Origin of the sequence: Paenibacillus sp. 22594, from assembly GCF_052044425.1 — a bacterium.
Lineage (GTDB): Bacteria > Bacillota > Bacilli > Paenibacillales > Paenibacillaceae > Paenibacillus_AQ.
This window is the reverse complement of the sequence record NZ_JBQENA010000012.1, coordinates 1-18,281: the sequence shown is the minus strand read 5'-3', so window position 1 is coordinate 18,281 and position 18,281 is coordinate 1. Positions and strand designations below refer to the sequence as shown.

Genomic DNA, 18,281 nt, shown 5'->3' with positions numbered 1-18,281 from the left:
GCGAAGCACGCAGACTGTGGAATAATCCCGGTTTGCGTTCTTTTTTTGTCTATTTTTAAGGGGAAAGGGAGCTAGTGGACGGGATCATGAAAAAAATTGAACAGGAAGTACATACCGGGGAAGAATATATGGTGCCAGTTTCTGTTACGGAAGCGCAGGAAAAGAGAGAATGTCTCTTCTGGAGCTTCCCGCACGGCAAAGGTGCGATTCAGCCCTGGCGGCGGAGATTGTGGGAACTGCAAAATAATTCAGATGGCGAATGAACGATTCGCTCTACATATTCGTATTACATAGGAATGAACGATACAGATGGAGGAGCAGATGAGCGACGGGACGCACGATAGGATCATCAGAGCGCAGCAAGGCGATGCTTCCGCGCTGGCTGTGCTACTGCGGGATCATTATGCCTTTCTCTACAAATATCTGATCAAGGCAACCATGGACCCTTCACTTGCAGAAGAGCTTGCCCAAGATACGATGGTCCGTTGCATGGAGAAGATTACTGCCTATAACGGAACTTCTTCTTTTTCCTCATGGCTGATTACCATTGCTACCCGTCTGTATATTGACAGGAAGCGCCGCTGGAAGCTGGAGATGCAGTGGAAACGGCAGGAAGAGGGAGTGAGGTCCATCCGCTGGCGTTTCGAGAGCCGGAATCTGGAGTGGAGCGAGGTGCTTGATGCACTCTCACACCTGACCTCCGCTCAGCGCATGGCAGTACTGCTCAAGCATTATTACGGTTATGGGTATGAAGAGATTGCTGATATTCTGCAGATCCCTTCCGGCACTGCCAAATCACGGGTAGCATCAGGGCTAAATCAACTGCGAAAGGAGCTTAGTGAGGATGAAGAAGGAAAAGGATGAAGAATTGCTTCGGATGCTGTCGTCAGACCTGGCGCGGCTTGACGCACAGTACGATGATATATCGCCACCATCCTTGCCCGGACTGGAGCAGCTTATCGCTGATGAAGCTCTCCGCAGGCAACGCCAGAGCCGCAGAGAGTTTCAGAGATTTTTGCTAGTGGGACTGTTCTTGGTGAGTGTTGTCCTGTTTAGCTTGGGGTTTGCACCAGTAACGTACTGGATCCTTCAGGCGGCATTTCCGGTTGCCGCGCTTGGATGCTTGGCGGTTATGCGGCTTAGGCTTCGGCGGGAGGACACAGAAGAGTGAATGAACTGCAGGAAGTGCCTTATTGGTTGTGGGGTTGTCTGGCTGTGGCACTGCTGCTCCAGGGTACCTTGCTCTTTCGGAATGCACAGAAACGTGGCCGAGGCAAAGTGGCCTGGTTCTGGGGATTATGGGGGTTAACCGGAATTCCTACACCGCTCATTTGTTATCTGCTGTTTGTGGTCTATTTTGACTGGAGGAAAGCAAATAGGAAGCCTTGATCAACCGGACTGTGTTTCCGGAGAAGTATTTAAGGGGTGGGTGTAATCATGGATGAAATCAAATGGGGTTTAATTTGGCCGCTGCTTGCACTGCAGGCAGTGCTGGCCGTAATCGGCTTGATTTCTTTGGCTAAGGCAGAACGGACACGGGGACCCAAGTGGCTGTGGGTTATAATATTGATTTTTGGCAATCTCCTGGGCAGCGTGGCATATTTTACGATAGGAAGGAAAGAAAGCTGATGCCGCTGCTGCAAGTTTCAAATTTACGCAAAGTCTATGGAGAGCATATCTCAGTGGATGGAATCTCTTTTGATATTGAAGCAGGGAAATGTGTGGCTTTACTAGGCCCCAACGGTGCAGGAAAGACCACCACCCTGCGTATGCTGGCTGGTTTGTTGCAGCCTAGCTCAGGGTTGATTTCTTTTGATGGCGGCAACGGAGTGGATTACCGCAGTCTGCTGGGTTATTTGCCGCAATCTCCGGCATTTTACAGCTGGATGAGCGGGCAGGAGTATGTTGTGTTTGCTGCGAAGCTTTGCGGTATCTCCTCAAGGGAAGCTGGGAGACTCGCGGCGGATGTTCTGGAACACGTAGGCCTGAAGGACGTATCCCGCCGCAAGATCGCCGGATATTCCGGTGGGATGAAGCAGCGGCTAGGTCTGGCCCAGGCACTGGTTCATCGTCCCCGGCTCCTGCTTCTGGATGAGCCGGTTTCTGCCCTTGATCCTATTGGACGCCGGGAAGTTATGGAGCTGCTGCGGGGGATCCGGGAGGAGACCACCATTATTTTTTCTACCCACGTCCTACATGACGCAGAAGAAATATGTGACGATATTATCCTGATGAATCATGGTTTAATAGCTGAGCAGGGATCGCTATCCCGGCTGCGCTCACAATACAGCCTGCCTGTGATTCGATTGAGTACGGGAATGGATGAGAAGGGACTGGGGTGGCTGCAAGATCTTGCACACAGACCCTTTGTTGAGCAGTCCGTGATCTTCTCCGGGTCTGCTACCCTGAATGTCAGCGATTTGGAACTGGCGCGCCGTACGATTCTTCAGGAAGCCGCAAGCCTGGACATTTCATTACTTCAATTCGAAGCGGGCTCTTCCACCCTTGAAGACCTGTTCATGAAGGTGGTAGGAGCATGAAGAATGTATGGACGCTTTACCATAAAGAAATGTTGGAGGCCCTGCGCAGCTATAAACTAATTTGGGTCCCGGTAGTATTTATGATTCTTGGTATTATGCAGCCGCTCACAACCTATTACATGCCTGAGATCCTCAAAGCTTCCGGGAATGTGCCGCCTGGAATGCTGGAGGGATATGAGATGCCGGGACCGGCTGTGGTAATGGCACAGACACTTGGACAATATGGTACCATCGGTATGCTGATACTCGTGCTGGGCGTAATGAACAGTCTGGCTGGTGAACGGAGTGGAGGGACTATAGAGATGTTGATGGTCAAGCCGGTAGTTCCCGCAGCTATCGTCTCGGCTAAGTGGGCTGCCCAACTGACTACTCTTATTATTGCTCTTGGACTGGGCGTAGCAGGAGCGGCCTATTATACAGAGCAGTTGATGGGTCCTCTTTCCTGGGGCAGGTTATGTGCAGGAGCCGGGTTATACGGGCTGTGGCTGCTGTGTGCAGTCTCGCTGACGCTGCTGTTCAGCGCATGGCTGCGCGGACCAGCGGCTGCTTTTCTTGGTCTGGGGGCTGCAGCGGCGATGTCGCTAGCCCATAGCCTGCTGCCATTGCAATTAGGTTGGACCCCTGCGGCGCTAACTGCCCAGTCTGCTGCAATCATTACGGAAGGAAGCGGCGGTACCTGGGGGCCCGCGTGTTCTGCAGGTGTTCTGATTGTAGCATGCATTGCCGCCGCATCCCTCCTGATTCGCAGGAATAAACTCCCAGATTGATATGAATGCGAAATTTGACGAATTTAATCGATTTTTAGAATGTTATCTGCAAAAAAACAGCTGAACCCACTTGCTGGTGCTGGACAGCTCTATCTTTTTTTAGTAGACTGTTGGAACAAGTAAGAGTTATGAAAGATTCCAGGTCAGGAGGTAGGGCGATGCTGCGTTTAGGTGAGAAGATTGTCATTGTCGCGGACGCTTTCGAGCAGAGTCTTCCTATCGGAGACTATGGCTACCTGATTGCTTATGACCGTAATCCTGATAATGCGTTTGATTACGTCATCCGAGTTCCGCAGGCCAACAGAAATTTCTATGTGACAGCTGAGGATGTCGAAGCGGAAGAGCAGTTGCTGGCAGCTCAGGCTGAAAGTGCAACATATGAAGCATTGATAGATTATGCTTTGTCCACGCACAACGAGAAGCTGTTTCATCATTTGATGAATGGCGAAGAAGTGGAAGCAGTAGAGACAGAGACAACCACAAAGGAAAGCCTGTCCCAGGCGGATTTCATCAAACAGGTGAATCTTCGCGCTTGGATTTAAGGAAAACCGGCGCAAGCCGGTTTTTTTGTATTTTGTGTTTAATTTTTTGATATATAGAGTATCGCTGCTTCGGAAGCATATGCTCCTCTTACAGAGGACGGCGAGGCCGTTTGTTACACAATAACAGTTCATATATTCAGCAATATGTATCAAATTCTCTCCCTTTTTTAGAACAGTTTGATCCTTATCCCGTCCGTAGCAGTTATGCTACGCTTACAGCGAACGGATACCACTACAGGTGAAGCCCGCTTGCGGGGGACCGAGAGACTGCCAGGGGGAGATAAACAAATGAAAGCTTTCAGGAGCGCACTTTGTGTGCTGTTATGTATGTTGATGATTGTTAGTATCGCCGGTTGTAAAGGTGAAAAGGCTGGAGAACAGATGATTCCTGCGGCTTCTGCACAGCAGGAGGACGGTACAGCAGCGGCCGCAAAGACAGAAGGAAAGGCTGATCAGGTGGCCACAGGAAACGCAGCAGTAGTTACATACAAGCCGGGAACCTATACCGGATCAGCTAAGGGCCATAACGGATTGATAACGGTAGAGACAGTATTCAGTGAAACTGCTATTGTCTCGGTGAAGGTTACGGAGAGCTCGGAAACGGCAGGGGTTGGTGATGCTGCAAATGAGAAAATTCCCCAGCGGATTGTTGATAACCAATCTTTGGCTATCGATGCTGTTTCGGGTGCGTCGCTAGCGAGCAAAGCCATTATTGAGGCAGTACAGGACTGCGTCAAGCAGGCGGGTGCCGATCCGGCAGTGCTGATGGTGAAGCAGGAGAAGAAGGGTGGCGAGGTGCAGAACATGGCCTTCGACGTTGTGGTGGTTGGTGCTGGAGCTTCGGGAACTGCCGCGGCGTTAGCCGCAGCAGAAGCAGGCAGCAGTGTGCTGCTGTTGGAGAAGACTTCGGTACCGGCTGGTGCAGGCACAATGGCTGGGGGAATGTTCACTACGGGCAGTAAGCTGCAGCAAGCAGAAAATCTGCCGGATTATTCGCAGTGGCTGTATGACCAATATATGGAGACGAGCAATTATAAGGCCAACAGCCGTCTGGTCCGTGAAGTGATCAGCAAATCAGGCAGCACGGTAGACTGGCTCATGGAGAACGGTGCTAAATTTACGCTGATTGATCCGGGTGTAGGTGGACAGCCGGTGCATAAGGGTGACCCTAAGGCATTCGTCGGCTACGTGGACGGCGGTTCGGCAGCGATCGGTGCCCTGCATAAGTCGATTGAGAAAAAGGGCGGGAAGATTCTATTCGATACAAAAGGCGAATCGCTGATTATTGACGATAAAGGTGCTGTAATCGGTGTGAATGCTACACAAACGGATGGCACCAAGCTGGTGATTTCCGCTAAGTCCGTTGTGCTGGCTACCGGCGGTTATGCCGCCAATGCCGAGATGATGAAGCAGTATCTGGGCGACAAAGCGCCACTTGGCTCCATTGCCTCAGCTACCGGGGATGGAATCAACATGGCCTGGAAAGCCGGGGCGGCTGAACTGGGTACAGATGTCGGGCAGTTCTTTTTCCTGAACGGTACAGAGAAGGGACAGGCCATGAAGCATGCTTCAGATATATGGTCAGTGGGAAGTTATCCGTTTCTCTGGGTAAACAACAATGGTGAGCGTTTTACAAACGAAGAGGTGATCTTTGAGTATGCTGCGGCAGGGAACGCGCTGTATGAACAGCCGGGCGGAGCGGCCTGGATCGTTTTTGACCAGGGGACTGTTGATCAGATCAAGCAGAAGGGCTTTGTGTCTATTGCTGACATTTACGGCACCTGGAAGAATGATCCGCAGGCCTTCAAGGAATTTAATGAGCCGCTCAATACGGTAGCGCTGAACAAGTTCCAGGAGACACCTTATGACCTGACTCCTTTTTTGGAGGAAGGAATTGCAGCCGGGGCTGTGGTCAAAGGCGAGACCTTTGGTGAGCTTGGAGAGAAGGCGGGCATGAGCAAGACTGTCTTCGAGTCTACGGCCAAACGATACGCGCAAATGGCCAAAGCTGGCAAAGACAGCGATTTTTACAAAGATCCCAAGTATTTAAGCAAGCTGGATAAAGGGCCTTACTACGCAGTTAATATCATGACACGTACACTAACGACTCTTGGCGGAGTCAAGGTCAACCAGAATATCCAGGCGGTTGATGACAATGAGAAGGTGATTCCAGGTCTGTGGGTAGCCGGAAGCGATGCGGGAGGCATGTACTCCAGCAGCTATGTGATGTTTGAAGGTGGAACCTTGGGCTTTGCCTACATTTCGGGACGGATGGCCGGCGAGAATGCTTCCGGTTACGCCGCAAGTATTCAATAACTCAGTTACAATAAGGGCCTATTCATACCCCTGCCAGAATCGGGACGCACCTTGTCCCGGTTTTTTGGCATATCCGTCCCCGTTCTTCCAGTCTCCTGCTAACTCCAACATTTTAAAAGACATGCCCAGATGCAGTCCAAGCTCAGCGTCTCCCAATTGAATGTCGGCAATTTCCTGGATTTTTTTGATCCGGTATAGCAGCGTGCTGCGCTGGATATGAAGAGCTTGTGCAGTCTTGGATTGATTGCAGACATTCTGCAAATAGCAGTACAGCGTTGAGGTGAAGCATGTATTGTACTGGCTGTCATATTCCAGCAGGACAGCCAGCGCCGGATGGCAGTGTGTTCGCAGCTTCTCTACGGAGGTTGAGAGCTCTAGCAGGTCGTAGAGCACATATTTCTCATAGAAATAGAGGACTTCTCCTTTGTGAAGTGTAGAGCCGAGCTTCAGTGCCTTCAGCGCCTGCTGATAGTGTGGGCGGACTTCCGAAAGACAGTTGAAGCGTTGGCTGATGCCGCATTGCAGACTGTGGGCCAATAGGAGTGTCTGCAGATCCTGCAGATCTTCCGGCAGCAAACGTCTGCTGCTGCATCGCGTTGCTGCGGCGATAATGCAGCCTTTATAGATGAGTGTTATGGCTCCGGGCAGAATTTCCTCCAGCTTTTTACTGAGAAATTGCAGCATGGTATTCTCCCGTTCGTAGTCCCGTATGGAGATAACAAGCATATAGCAGCCACTAGCCTTAGAGGTAGCCGAGGACAAGCGGCTCAATTCCGGAATAGGGTTCGGCAGAGAATCCTTCTCCAGAAGATGATACAGCAGATACTCATCATATTTCCCGCTGGCGTTACTCAGGAAGCTATCCTTCTGCATTTCCAGGCTGACCATTTTGCAGAGAACGGCGACAAGCTCATAATCAAATTCATGGAACGGGCGCTCGTATTCGAACACGGAGATAAAAGCCGCCAGTTGGCCATTGATCCGAATGTTGGAAATCATATAGGCGTAGTCATCGATCTCATGTTCAATGATCAACTGCGGGTAGTCGTTTAGGTTGACCATTTCGAACCGTCGTTTGTTGCGGTACACGTCGTAGCAGGAACTGAACCCGCCTTTGCCGTCATAGGTTGCAAGAAATTCCGCAACGGGTGCATCCTGCTTCAATTGGCGAGGTGTTGCAATAAGAGTGAAGGACATATCGCATAAGGCAAAGGGGTTCTCCAGCATCCCATAGGCTTCATCGAGCAGCTTCTGCAAGTCGCAGCCCTGCAATAGCATATTGTGTAATTTTTCACAATTAGTATTAAACCTCCGCCAGGCATACAGCAGATCTCTAAGCTCGTGATATACGGCTGCACCGCAGGCGGCATTCCGCAGCAGGATGAGGTTCTTGGCAACAGGCAGGTCGGAACAGCGGTTCAGCGCGTCATTGGCTGCGGCTGCACAGGGTGCGGCATACAGAATATTGATGCAGTCGCTGTCTAAGAGCATCCCAAGACTCTCTTCGGAGCTGGTGATATAAAGAACTCCGGGATCCAGTAAAGTCAGGCGTTCCGTGTTCAGTTCCACCCCATATATAACAGTACAATCCTGACGGGATACTAGCAATTCAGTGTCATATTGTTCCAGCCTGGAGGAAATGGAGCATAGAGTTATTTGCATCGGAGATCATCCTTTTCACTGTTTTGGCAAGCCGAAGCTATTTCTGATCGCTCCAGTTTAACATGCTGCATAAGCGGTGAATTAGGAGGAAGCGCACAAGCACATTGAATTGTAGAGGCTTCTACAATATAATTAACACGTTATCCGGGCGCTTTAGCCCTTTAAACAGGAGGGATATTTCTAATGAGCATTACCATCAAAGATGTGCAGCATGTGGCCAAGCTGGCCCGTCTGCAATTAAGCCCGGAAGAAGAGGCAACCTTTACTGAACAGATGAATGCGATTTTACAATATGCTGAGAAACTGAATGAGCTTGACACAGAAAATGTAAAGCCGACAACCCATGTACTACAAGTTAGCAATGTGATGCGTGACGATGTGGTGAAGGAGAGTCTATCTCAAGAGGAAGCGCTGCTTAATGCGCCGGAAGCTGAAGACGGACATTTCAAAGTTCCCGCAGTTCTGGAATAACTATAGAGAAAGGAGGAAGAATGTTGAGCCTGTTTCAATATCGATTACCTGAATTACATAACATGCTGCACAGCAAAGAGATTTCAGTTAGTGAGCTGACCGAACATTCACTGGCTGCCATCGCTGAGCGTGATGGGAAGGTGCATGCATTTTTGACTTTAAATGAAGAGGGGGCCCGCGCTTCGGCGCGGACGCTTGATGACAAGCTGGCTTCTGGAGCAGCCCGCGGACTGCTGTTTGGCCTTCCAGCTGGAATTAAGGATAATATTGTTACCAAAGGGCTACGCACAACATGTGCCAGTCAATTCCTCTCCAATTTCCAGCCGATTTATGACGCCACTGTAGTTTCCAAGCTGCGTCAGGCTGATGTTGTTACGATCGGCAAGCTGAATATGGACGAGTTCGCCATGGGCGGCTCCAATGAAAACTCTTCTTTCGGCCCGGTTCGTAACCCCTGGGATTTGGAGCGTGTACCCGGAGGCTCCAGCGGCGGATCTGCAGCAGCGGTGGCTGCCGGAGAAGTATTGTTTGCTCTGGGCTCTGATACCGGCGGCTCCATACGCCAACCCGCTTCGTATTGCGGAGTAGTCGGCCTTAAGCCTACTTACGGTCTAGTGTCACGATATGGTCTGGTAGCATTTGCGTCATCACTGGACCAGATAGGCCCGATCACACGAAATGTAGAAGACTCGGCTTATGTGCTTCAGGCCATTGCCGGCTATGATGCTCAAGACTCCACCTCGGCCAAAGTTGATATTCCTGACTATCTCAGCTCCCTCACAGGCGATATCTCGGGACTGCGGATCGCTGTGCCGAAGGAATATATCGGCGAAGGCGTAGAGGCTTCCGTCAGAGAAAAGGTGTTGTCCGCACTTAAAGTGCTGGAAGGCCTTGGCGCAGTGTGGGAAGAGGTCTCTCTGCCGCATACCGAATATGCGGTGGCGGCCTATTATCTTCTTGCTTCTTCCGAAGCCTCCTCCAATCTGGCCCGCTTTGACGGTGTACGTTACGGTGCACGAGTGGATGATGGGGGAGGTCTGCTTGATCTGTACCACAACTCCCGTAGCCAAGGCTTTGGAGCAGAGGTTAAGCGCCGGATTATGCTCGGTACCTATGCACTCAGCTCAGGCTATTATGACGCTTATTATTTGAAGGCGCAGAAGGTGCGTACATTAATTAAACAGGACTTTGACGAAGTCTTTAAAAAGTATGATGTAGTCATTGGACCAACTGCGCCAACCACTGCCTTCAAGCTGGGCTCACAGACGGAAGATCCGCTGACAATGTATCTGAATGATATTTTGACTATTCCAGTTAGTCTGGCCGGCATTCCTGCCGTCAGCATTCCCTGTGGATTTGCTGAAGGACTTCCTGTCGGTCTGCAGATTATTGGCAAAGAATTTGACGAGAGTACGGTTCTGCGCGTCGCGCATGCCTTTGAACAAAATACAGATTACCACAGAGAGTGTCCGCAGCTGTAAGTGCAGTCTTTGAAGCCAGAACTTCAGAAGCAGGTATTGAATGAAGATACTCACTGGAGTATATGCCAACAAAACTTTTAAGGGAATGAGAATAGATATGGCTAAATACGAAACGGTCATCGGACTGGAAGTTCATGTGGAGCTTCATACCAAGTCTAAAATCTTCTGCGGATGCTCCACGGAATTCGGAGCTCCGCCAAATACACATACCTGCCCTGTCTGTCTGGGACATCCGGGTGTTCTGCCGGTACTGAACCGTCAGGCGGTTGAGTATGCCATGAAAGCAGCGATGGCACTGAACTGTACGATTGGTGACGTCAGCAAATTTGACCGCAAAAACTACTTCTATCCCGATTCACCCAAGGCATACCAAATTTCCCAATACGACCAGCCTATAGGCCTGAACGGCTGGATCGATATCGAGGTGAACGGAGAGACCAAGCGGATTGGCATCACCCGTCTGCACCTGGAAGAGGACGCAGGTAAGCTGACCCACGTTGATGGCGGTTTTGCTTCATTGGTTGACTTCAACCGTGTGGGAACGCCTCTGATCGAGATTGTCTCCGAGCCGGATTTGCGCTCACCGGAGGAGGCCCGCGCCTATCTCGAGAAAATACGCGCGATTATGCAGTATTGCGACGTATCAGATGTGAAGATGGAAGAGGGCTCGATGCGCTGTGATGCCAACATCAGCCTGCGGCCGGAAGGCCAGGCGGAATTTGGCATCCGCGCAGAGCTTAAGAATATGAACTCCTTCCGCGGTGTTCTCCGGGGTCTGGAGTATGAACAATTCCGTCAGGGAGAGATTCTGGACGACGGTGGTATTGTGATTCAGGAGACCCGCCGCTGGGACGAAGCTCAGGGCAAGACTTTGTCCATGCGTGGCAAGGAAGAGGCTCATGATTACCGCTACTTCCCGGACCCTGACCTGATTGTGCTGCATATTGATGATGCCTGGAAAGAGTCGATCCGGGCCACCATTCCGGAACTGCCGGATGCACGGCAGAGCCGTTACACCGAGCAATATGGCCTTACAGCCTACGATGCGGGTGTCCTGACTTCCTCCAAGCCGCTGGCTGATTTCTTCGAAGGCAGTCTTGCCTTTACTAAGGATGCCAAAGCGGTTGCCAACTGGATGATGGGTGATTTACTGGCCTACTTGAACGGTGGCGGGTTGGAATTGTCCCAAGTGAAGATTACACCGCAAGGACTGGGTGAAATGATCGGTCTGATCTCAGGTGGAACCATCAGCAGCAAAATTGCTAAGACCGTCTTCAAAGAAATGCTAGAGAGTGGGAAGCTCCCGGCAACAATCGTAGAAGAGCAAGGTCTCGTGCAGATCAGCGACGAAGGGGCCATTAAGCAAATCGTCGAAGCGGTTGTAGCTGCCAATCCCCAATCCGTTGAGGATTATAAGGCGGGCAAACAAAAGGCGATTGGCTTCCTTGTGGGACAGGTTATGAAAGAAAGCAAAGGAAAAGCGAATCCGGGACTCGTAAACACACTGCTCACAGAAGTATTGAACAGCTGAGGTACCCGTTTCCGGGGTAATATACATTTGAAGCATAAGCGCTAGGGCTTGTCGGCAACGGCAGGCCTTTCGCGGCATATAAGGGGAATGTGCGGATGAACAAAATAATAAAGCTGGATCTGCAGGACGGGGATACACTCAGCGAGCTGTGGAGTCTTCAACACAAGGCTTACAGGCTGGAGGCTGAGATTATAGGGTTCCACGAAATCCCGCCGCTACTGGAGACCAGAGACATGCTGAGCCGCTCTGAAGAGCTGTTCTACGGCAGTTTCGACGATCATGGGGATTTAATGGGGGCTGTTGCCGTCCTTGAAGAATCGCCAGGTAAGCTGACAGTGACCCGAATGATGGTGAACCCCAATTTTTTCCGCCAGGGGGTTGCGGGTAACCTTTTGGAATATATTTTTAATCTATACTGGAAAATGGAGCAATTCATCGTTTCTACAGGTAAGCTAAATGTTCCGGCTGTAACACTGTATACCAAACATGGTTTTATTCCAGCTGGAATAGAAGAAGTGGCACCTGGCGTAGAGTTAATCGAATTTCACCGGAATGGCCGGCTTTAATGAACAAGAACCACAGTCCCGATGACAGGAGGAGTCCCAAAATGAGTCCCGAGCACAATGATTCTACTATGCTTCCCATCAAGGAGGAGGGGGAGCATGGTTCTGCCGCGCAGGCAGTAGACGACGTTCAGGAGCAGACACCGCCTTTGATTCCTCCACGCCTGAAGCGCCGTCCCCGCCGCAAACGCAAATTCATTGCCGGACTTTTGGCAGCGCTAATCCCTGGCACGGGGCATATCTACTTCGGGCTGCTTCGCAAAGGCATTTCTTTTATTTTCATTATTCTGCTTGATATTGCTGCACTGCTCTACTTCTCATCGATCGGCATGCAGATTAATGTTCCGCTGCTGATTCTGCTGGCTTTGATGATTCCGGTGCTGTATTTCTACAATGTGTTTGATGTGCTGCAGTCGGCTGACCGTCTTTTGCAGTTGCCCGGAGAGCTGGAACCTGAATTGCCGCCTCTACCCGAAAAGAATGGAAAACGGCACCGCCTCGTTAGTGAACCGGGGATTTCGTTTGGGCTGTTGCTGCTGCTAGGTGGAGCGCTGCTCTTTCTTTTCCGGCAAAAACCAGCCTGGCTGCAATATTTTATCGAGCATTATGCCGGTGTAACGATTGCACTACTGCTAACAGTTTGTGGGATAGGACTTACCGTACGGGAGATCGCCCAAGCACTGTCCTGGCAGAACGGCAATGAACGGCGCAGCCGGCGGGTGGGCAGGTACACCGCTTCCACATTGCTGGTATCGGTTGGGGTTTTGTTGTTCCTGGACTGGAGAAACGGAACCGATAATATGCTGTTCCTATTGAAATGGTGGCCAATCGTTGTGGTACTTTGGGGAGTGGAGTATCTGCTCATTTATTTCTCCGCACGGCGCCATGGACAGGGGAGGAACCGATCCCGTTCAAGAATGGATTTGCGCGGACTGCTATCCGCTGTAGTGCTCGCAGCCTGTGTATTTATGGTCTCAGAACAGGAACATTATCTGCATCTATGGAATAAGGTGAGTCTTAATTTGACCGCTGCGGCTGTGGATTACGGTGAAGCCAAGGGAAACAAGTTCCAAAAAGCTCCACTCGTGGTTCCAGTTGAATTGGATACTTCCAAAATCACAGTGGATGGCATCAACGGGGATATTCTCATTCATCGCGCACCCGTCGAGGATATCGAAATTTCAGCAACCGTGTGGGTGGATCAGCTGGAAGGGGCGGTCGCAGAGGCTATCTCGGAACAGTCCTTTGTAGAAGTAACTGAAGGTTCCAACATCAAGATCACCCCTAAGAGCAAGGCGTATGGAGATTCCGGCAAACGTCAGCCGCGGATGGATCTTGATATCTCGTTGCCTGAAGACCGCCGGTTTAATCTGGAGGTGCGGACGATGAATGGCGGCATTACCTTGCAGAATGTAGAGGCCATAGAGAATATTAATCTGGAGACGGGGAATGGGGAATTGATTCTCCACCGCATTTTTGGCAATGTCAAAGGAAAGACGCTAAATGGTGCGGTTCGTGCCAGAACGGTTCAGGGCACAGTAGATTTAGCGACAAGCGGCGGGGATATGGCGGCCTGGGATGTAACGGGTTCGCTCAAGCTTTCGACTGCTGTCGGCAATATTTCGGCTGTGGGCAGCGGAGATGAGATGAATCTGTCCAGCAAGAATGGAAACATGGAGATTAATGGGGCCAGATCGAAGCTGCATGCCGAATCACTCAATGGCAAAATCGACGTTCGCTCTTCCGACCTCGGGGGCAACTGGGATATCTATAGCGCAGTGGGTGATATTGATCTGTATCTGCCTATGTCCGGAAGTTATACCATGGATGGCTCCAGTGGTTATGGGGACATCATTTCGGATATACCAGAGCTGACCATCGACAAAAAAAACATCTCTGGAGAAGTAGGCACGGGTGAGTTTAAACTGCATGTTGAAGGAAACAGCAACCTAAATGTGAGGAAATATTGAATAAAGTAATTTTTATTATATAATAATGAATATAATATACTGACTGCGTTGACAACGTTGAAAGTCCGGTCTTACAATTACTTTAAAGTTATTATTATGTTTCTTACTAAAAGGCGGTGGCATTGATGGGTAGTGGCGTACAGCATGCATTGGAACAATTGAAGACAACCGGTGTCCGTATTACGCCCCAGCGTCATGCGATTCTTTCGTATTTGATGGAAGCAATGAATCATCCAACGGCGGATGATATTTACCGCGCGCTTGAACCGCAGTTTCCGAGCATGAGTGTGGCAACGGTTTACAATAACCTTAAGATGTTTATGGAAGCAGGGATGGTCCGCGAGCTGACATACGGTGATAATTCCAGCCGTTTTGATGCTAATGTGTCTGATCATTATCATGTGATCTGCCAGGAATGCGGCAAGATTGAGGATTTCAGCTATTCATCGCTGCATGAAGTGGAACTTCGTGCCGAGCAGGCAACAGGGTTCAAAATCCATGGTTTGCGTATGGAGCTATATGGAGTCTGCAAATGCTGTGGCGAGAAAGCGCATTAAATCTGCATCGTGTGAATTTCTTTAACGTGAGGAATCCGGTATCGGAATCCTCACGTTTTTTCGAAAATATAAGGATTTATATGTTTCACACTATAAATTATCCTTCTATTTCTCGCTGAAACGGATACTGTCCTTAGCAGGACGGTATCCGTTTCTACTTGATTTATAATGCTTTTTTCATGTGTTCCTATCATATAAGCCCAATCCTTCCAGTAGATTTACGCAACCAAAGACTCTGAGATAGCGTATACTTAAGATTGGTCTACCGCATTCTAATTCTACTAGTGATCTGGAGGTACATTTTGAATACAAGACAGAGACAAAGACGCGTCAAGAAACGCGGAGGTCTTTTTCGCCGTTTATTCGCACTTGTCATCATTGCCGCAGCAGCTTATTGGGTAGTTTTCTATGTATTGCCGAACCGTCTGCACATCGATCCCGATTGGAAAGGGCTGGAACAGCCTGTTTTTGTCAAAGGAGAGCTAACGGACTATTCCGCTTCAGGTACCGGAGATACGCTGCTTTTGCCGCTTCCGCTGCTACAGAAGTATGTAGATTCATCCATCCGTTATGAAGAAGAGACCAAATCCGTTATTTTATCGACAGACAATGAGCTTCTATATATGCAAGAAAATACAACTGCCGCCAGTCTAAACAACAAACCGCTTCAGCTTCGTCTGGCTCTAGAAGAAAAGAACGGAGTAACCTACCTGCCAGCGGACACGCTTGAAAACTTGTATGGTTTTGAGGTGGAAGAGGACAAGGATACCGGGGCTGTTCTTTTGATGACTGCTGGAGAAACTGTCCCGCTTGGTAAAGTCAAGGGTGAAGAAGGCGGAAAAACAAAAGCTCTGCGCAGTGAAGCCACCGTCCATGCTCCGATTATTGCCGACATGTCCCCTGGAACCGTGGTGAGAATTTGGAACTCGGACAATGAGGAATGGCTGTATGTGCAGATGAGCAACGGATTTGCGGGCTATGTCAAAGCAAATAATGTTATCAAGGATGGGGAGAAGAAAGTCGGTGTGAAACCGGTCACTCCCTCGCGCGCAGAACGCAGCTGGAAAGGCAAACCGGTGAATCTTTTCTGGGAAGCTGTATATGAACGCAAGCCCAACCCGGCCAAATTCGGCGACCTTCCCGGGGTCAATGTTGTCAGCCCTACCTGGTTCGAAATTGTCGATACCAAAGGCAATGTGCGCAGCAAAGCAGACAGCGCCTACGTCCAGTGGGCCCATAAGCAAGGGATGGAGGTTTGGGGTCTACTGACCAACAGCTTTAATGCCGATCTCACCACCCAGGCGTTATCAAGCTATGAGAAGCGGATGAATACCATCGTGCAGATGCTGGAGTATGCTGATCTTTACGGTCTGGATGGAATAAATATCGACTTTGAAAATGTCTATACCAAGGACGGAGAGAATGTTACGCAGTTCATGCGGGAGCTGAAGCCAATGGCTCAAGCCAAAAATCTTATTGTTTCTATGGATGTCACTCCAAAATCAAATAGTGAGATGTGGTCGCTCTTTCTGGACCGCAAGGCACTTGGCGCAGTTACAGATTTCCTGATTGTCATGGCTTATGATGAGCATTGGGCGTCCAGTCCTACCGCAGGTTCTGTTGCTTCGCTGCCATGGGTGGAGAATGCCGTAAGCCGCATCCTGGAGGAGGATGGTGTTCCTGCTGAGAAGCTGGTACTGGGTATTCCTCTGTATACCCGCATTTGGTCGGAAACCACGGTGGACGGAAAAACCAAGGTCAGTTCCAAAGCCGTCAGCATGAATGCCGTCCAGGAAATTCTTGCTGATAAGAAGCTGACACCTGTGCTGGATAAGAAATCAGGACAGAATTATGTGGAGTATACGGAGGATGGAGTTCTTCGCAAGATATGGATAGAAGACAAGGTGTCGTTAAAAGCGAGGGTTGCACTGGCCCAATCATTTGGGCTGGGAGGCATTGGTTCCTGGAACCGCAGCTTTGCCGTTCCGGAAGCGTGGGAAACGTTGCAGAAGATTAGCGAATAGATACCGCAACTATTGTAGACATAGCACAGGGGTCCCATTAGGGAACCCCTGTTTTTTTATAAAATATTCTGTACTTAAAAGAAAAATAGGCTAAGTTTAGCTGAATTCAAGAAATAATACGACTCGCTAATGTTTCAACTGCTGTCCTTCAAGCTGCTCCGCGGTGATCGTTGCTTGTGCGGGGTCCATCGTGAGGATGGTATGGCAGAACATACAGCGGTCCGTTTTTCCCAGCATTTTAGTCAGCTTGCGGCATTCCGGACATTCTACCTGGACTGCGCTCGTTGAAAGCATGCCGGCCCAAAAATAGATCGCCAGACTGGCCATCATGGAGATCAGACCAATGACAAGGCCAATTGCAGCAACAACCTTTCCGGCCGAACCCCAGAATACAATACCCGCTGTTCCCAGGATCATTAGACCCATTCCGAGCATGGTAAGCAGCAGTCCCCAAGTGCGAAAAGCATTGATTTTAGCCGATTTAAACTTCATGAGTATTTGCTCCTAACTGAAATATAGTTCGGTTGTCCAGGAGGAACTGATATGAATATGTAGAATATTAATATTTAAGAGAATTATAACTGACAGACGCAAATTCGCCAAATTTGATGGAGGGAAGCATGGAACTGTCCAATTTGACCTTGTTTAGTGGAGAAACATTTGACGAGAACGTCCTGGGCGCTGTAGCTCTGCATCAGACCGGCAATGCTCCGGTTCAGAGCGCGCTTCTTCATGATTTTGATGTGGTGGTACTGATGCTGCATGAGGAGCAAGAGAAGGAACGTATTATTACTCATACGATAGCCGGGGAGCGGCGCACACAGTCAGTGCATGTCGGTCTTTCTGCTCTTGAAAGAGCGGTAATGGCTGGAGATAACAATGAACTGCTTACCAGTCTGGTAGCGGGTGAAGTTATTTGGGACCCCAAGGGAATTCTAGGCGAAATGCGCCGGGAGATTATACAGTTTCAGGGGCCGCTCAAGGAACGCATACTGTTCATGGAGTTTTCCAGGTTTCTGCATATGTACGTGAAATCCAAGCGGTACATGGAAGCAGGCTTTACAATGGATGCCTATAACTGTGTATTGATTGCTTTGTATCACTGGGCACGTCTTGAAGTTAGTGAGGCAGGTTGTTTTCCTGACCCCGCAGTATGGGAGCAAGTGAAAGGCCTTAATTCGTCCGTTCATAAGCTGTATGAAGAGCTGACTGTCAGTACTGAGACACTGGATCAGAGAGTGGAGCTCATTCTGCTAGCCTGCGAATTTGCCATTATGTCCAAGATGTCCGATTGCTGCACCATATTATTGAATATTCTCGGCAGTCGTAAGGAACCTTGGAGTATAAAAGAACTCCTGCAGCATTCGGGACTTAGTCAGCTTGGCGCTGAACTGCCTCTGGTGTTGCGTAAGCTTGTATCCCGTTCACAGATTAGGGAGATTGCTTCTTGGGCCGAGGATGCCGGAGATGGTCACGCAGTACGGTACACCTTGTAAATATAAAAGAAAATCACACATGGATTAAGGAGAGGCAATTTGCTCTCTTTTTTTGTTGTTTTATTTTTTGCATGAGATGAGCAATACAGGGAATATTTATAGTTGACGCTTATGTTAATGTTGTGTTAAATTATAACTCGTCCCTCTGACGCAGGTAATAAGCTTCAAACCATGCGGAAGACAACCGAAAAAAAGAAATCAAAAAAAAGGTTGACTAAATCGAGGGTGCTATGATATATTATAAAGGTCGCTGCTGACAAGCAACGGCGAGCGGAAATGAGAATTTGATCTTTGAAAACTGAACAACGAGTGAGTGGGATTTCACGCAAGTGAGATCCAAAAATAGAGAATATTTTATTCT

At 49.5% G+C, this 18,281-nt stretch carries 20 protein-coding genes; 17 read left to right on the top strand and 3 right to left on the bottom strand.

Features of this window, described 5'->3' with window-relative positions; translation table 11 throughout:
• Positions 1-86: 86 nt before the first annotated feature.
• The 9 genes from ACTJKB_RS27010 (at position 87) to ACTJKB_RS26970 (ending at position 6,165) form a co-directional block, all read left to right on the top strand.
• Positions 87-263, top strand: coding sequence for a hypothetical protein (locus ACTJKB_RS27010; protein ID WP_440837425.1), 177 nt, complete (start codon positions 87-89; stop codon positions 261-263).
• 58 nt (positions 264-321) lie between these two features.
• Positions 322-864, top strand: a complete 543-nt coding sequence (gene sigY / locus ACTJKB_RS27005; protein WP_440837424.1) for an RNA polymerase sigma factor SigY — start codon at positions 322-324, stop codon at positions 862-864.
• Positions 845-1,171: a YxlC family protein gene (locus ACTJKB_RS27000; protein WP_440837423.1), complete on the top strand. Its 327-nt coding sequence runs from the start codon at positions 845-847 to the stop codon at positions 1,169-1,171. Before sigY ends, ACTJKB_RS27000 begins: the two co-directional genes overlap by 20 nt.
• A complete protein-coding gene (locus ACTJKB_RS26995; protein ID WP_074084963.1) occupies positions 1,168-1,389 on the top strand; it encodes a hypothetical protein in 222 nt (73 codons plus the stop codon). Before ACTJKB_RS27000 ends, ACTJKB_RS26995 begins: the two co-directional genes overlap by 4 nt.
• A gap of 48 nt (positions 1,390-1,437) precedes the next feature.
• Entirely contained in the window at positions 1,438-1,629 is a 192-nt protein-coding gene (locus ACTJKB_RS26990; protein WP_440837422.1) for a PLD nuclease N-terminal domain-containing protein, read from the top strand.
• The gene (locus ACTJKB_RS26985) at positions 1,629-2,540 is read left to right on the top strand and encodes an ABC transporter ATP-binding protein (protein ID WP_440837421.1); all 912 of its coding nucleotides are present in this window, start codon (positions 1,629-1,631) and stop codon (positions 2,538-2,540) included. Before ACTJKB_RS26990 ends, ACTJKB_RS26985 begins: the two co-directional genes overlap by 1 nt.
• Positions 2,537-3,307: an ABC transporter permease subunit gene (locus ACTJKB_RS26980; RefSeq protein ID WP_440837420.1), complete on the top strand. Its 771-nt coding sequence runs from the start codon at positions 2,537-2,539 to the stop codon at positions 3,305-3,307. Before ACTJKB_RS26985 ends, ACTJKB_RS26980 begins: the two co-directional genes overlap by 4 nt.
• A 158-nt stretch (positions 3,308-3,465) precedes the next feature.
• The gene (locus ACTJKB_RS26975) at positions 3,466-3,849 is read left to right on the top strand and encodes an ATPase (RefSeq protein WP_440837419.1); all 384 of its coding nucleotides are present in this window, start codon (positions 3,466-3,468) and stop codon (positions 3,847-3,849) included.
• A gap of 288 nt (positions 3,850-4,137) precedes the next feature.
• Entirely contained in the window at positions 4,138-6,165 is a 2,028-nt protein-coding gene (locus tag ACTJKB_RS26970) for an FAD-dependent oxidoreductase (protein ID WP_440837418.1), read from the top strand.
• 18 nt (positions 6,166-6,183) lie between these two features.
• Here ACTJKB_RS26970 and ACTJKB_RS26965 read toward each other — a convergent pair whose 3' ends face one another.
• On the bottom strand, positions 6,184-7,827 hold the full coding sequence (locus tag ACTJKB_RS26965) for a PucR family transcriptional regulator (protein WP_440837417.1): 1,644 nt from the start codon (positions 7,825-7,827) through the stop codon (positions 6,184-6,186).
• Positions 7,828-8,010: 183 nt separating this feature from the next.
• On the opposite strand from ACTJKB_RS26965, the gene gatC reads away from it, so the two are divergent.
• From gatC to ACTJKB_RS26930, 7 genes are all read left to right on the top strand, one after another.
• Positions 8,011-8,298 carry an Asp-tRNA(Asn)/Glu-tRNA(Gln) amidotransferase subunit GatC gene (gatC, locus tag ACTJKB_RS26960; protein WP_074084956.1) on the top strand — a complete coding sequence of 96 codons (288 nt, stop codon included), beginning with the start codon at positions 8,011-8,013 and terminating at the stop codon, positions 8,296-8,298.
• Between the two features lie 23 nt (positions 8,299-8,321).
• Positions 8,322-9,779: an Asp-tRNA(Asn)/Glu-tRNA(Gln) amidotransferase subunit GatA gene (gene gatA / locus ACTJKB_RS26955; protein WP_440837416.1), complete on the top strand. Its 1,458-nt coding sequence runs from the start codon at positions 8,322-8,324 to the stop codon at positions 9,777-9,779.
• A gap of 91 nt (positions 9,780-9,870) precedes the next feature.
• Positions 9,871-11,310, top strand: a complete 1,440-nt coding sequence (gene gatB / locus ACTJKB_RS26950) for an Asp-tRNA(Asn)/Glu-tRNA(Gln) amidotransferase subunit GatB (RefSeq protein ID WP_440837520.1) — start codon at positions 9,871-9,873, stop codon at positions 11,308-11,310.
• Between the two features lie 95 nt (positions 11,311-11,405).
• Positions 11,406-11,876, top strand: coding sequence for a GNAT family N-acetyltransferase (locus ACTJKB_RS26945; RefSeq protein WP_440837415.1), 471 nt, complete (start codon positions 11,406-11,408; stop codon positions 11,874-11,876).
• Positions 11,877-11,917: 41 nt separating this feature from the next.
• On the top strand, positions 11,918-13,843 hold the full coding sequence (locus ACTJKB_RS26940) for a DUF4097 family beta strand repeat-containing protein (protein ID WP_440837414.1): 1,926 nt from the start codon (positions 11,918-11,920) through the stop codon (positions 13,841-13,843).
• A 125-nt stretch (positions 13,844-13,968) separates the two neighbouring features.
• Positions 13,969-14,400 carry a peroxide-responsive transcriptional repressor PerR gene (gene perR, locus ACTJKB_RS26935; RefSeq protein WP_074084952.1) on the top strand — a complete coding sequence of 144 codons (432 nt, stop codon included), beginning with the start codon at positions 13,969-13,971 and terminating at the stop codon, positions 14,398-14,400.
• A 302-nt stretch (positions 14,401-14,702) separates the two neighbouring features.
• Entirely contained in the window at positions 14,703-16,424 is a 1,722-nt protein-coding gene (locus ACTJKB_RS26930; RefSeq protein ID WP_440837413.1) for a glycosyl hydrolase family 18 protein, read from the top strand.
• Between the two features lie 126 nt (positions 16,425-16,550).
• On the opposite strand, the gene ACTJKB_RS26925 is transcribed toward ACTJKB_RS26930, so the two are convergent.
• Positions 16,551-16,916, bottom strand: a complete 366-nt coding sequence (locus ACTJKB_RS26925) for a DUF2614 family zinc ribbon-containing protein (RefSeq protein WP_074084950.1) — start codon at positions 16,914-16,916, stop codon at positions 16,551-16,553.
• A 128-nt stretch (positions 16,917-17,044) separates the two neighbouring features.
• Here ACTJKB_RS26925 and ACTJKB_RS26920 point away from each other — a divergent pair, with 128 nt between their 5' ends.
• Positions 17,045-17,920 (top strand): nucleotidyltransferase-like protein, encoded by an 876-nt coding sequence (locus tag ACTJKB_RS26920; protein WP_440837412.1) that lies wholly within the window; start codon positions 17,045-17,047, stop codon positions 17,918-17,920.
• Between the two features lie 164 nt (positions 17,921-18,084).
• Here the strand turns inward: ACTJKB_RS26920 and ACTJKB_RS26915 are convergent.
• Positions 18,085-18,281, bottom strand: a 197-nt coding sequence (locus ACTJKB_RS26915; RefSeq protein ID WP_440837411.1) for a hypothetical protein, incomplete at its 5' end; no start/stop codon positions are given.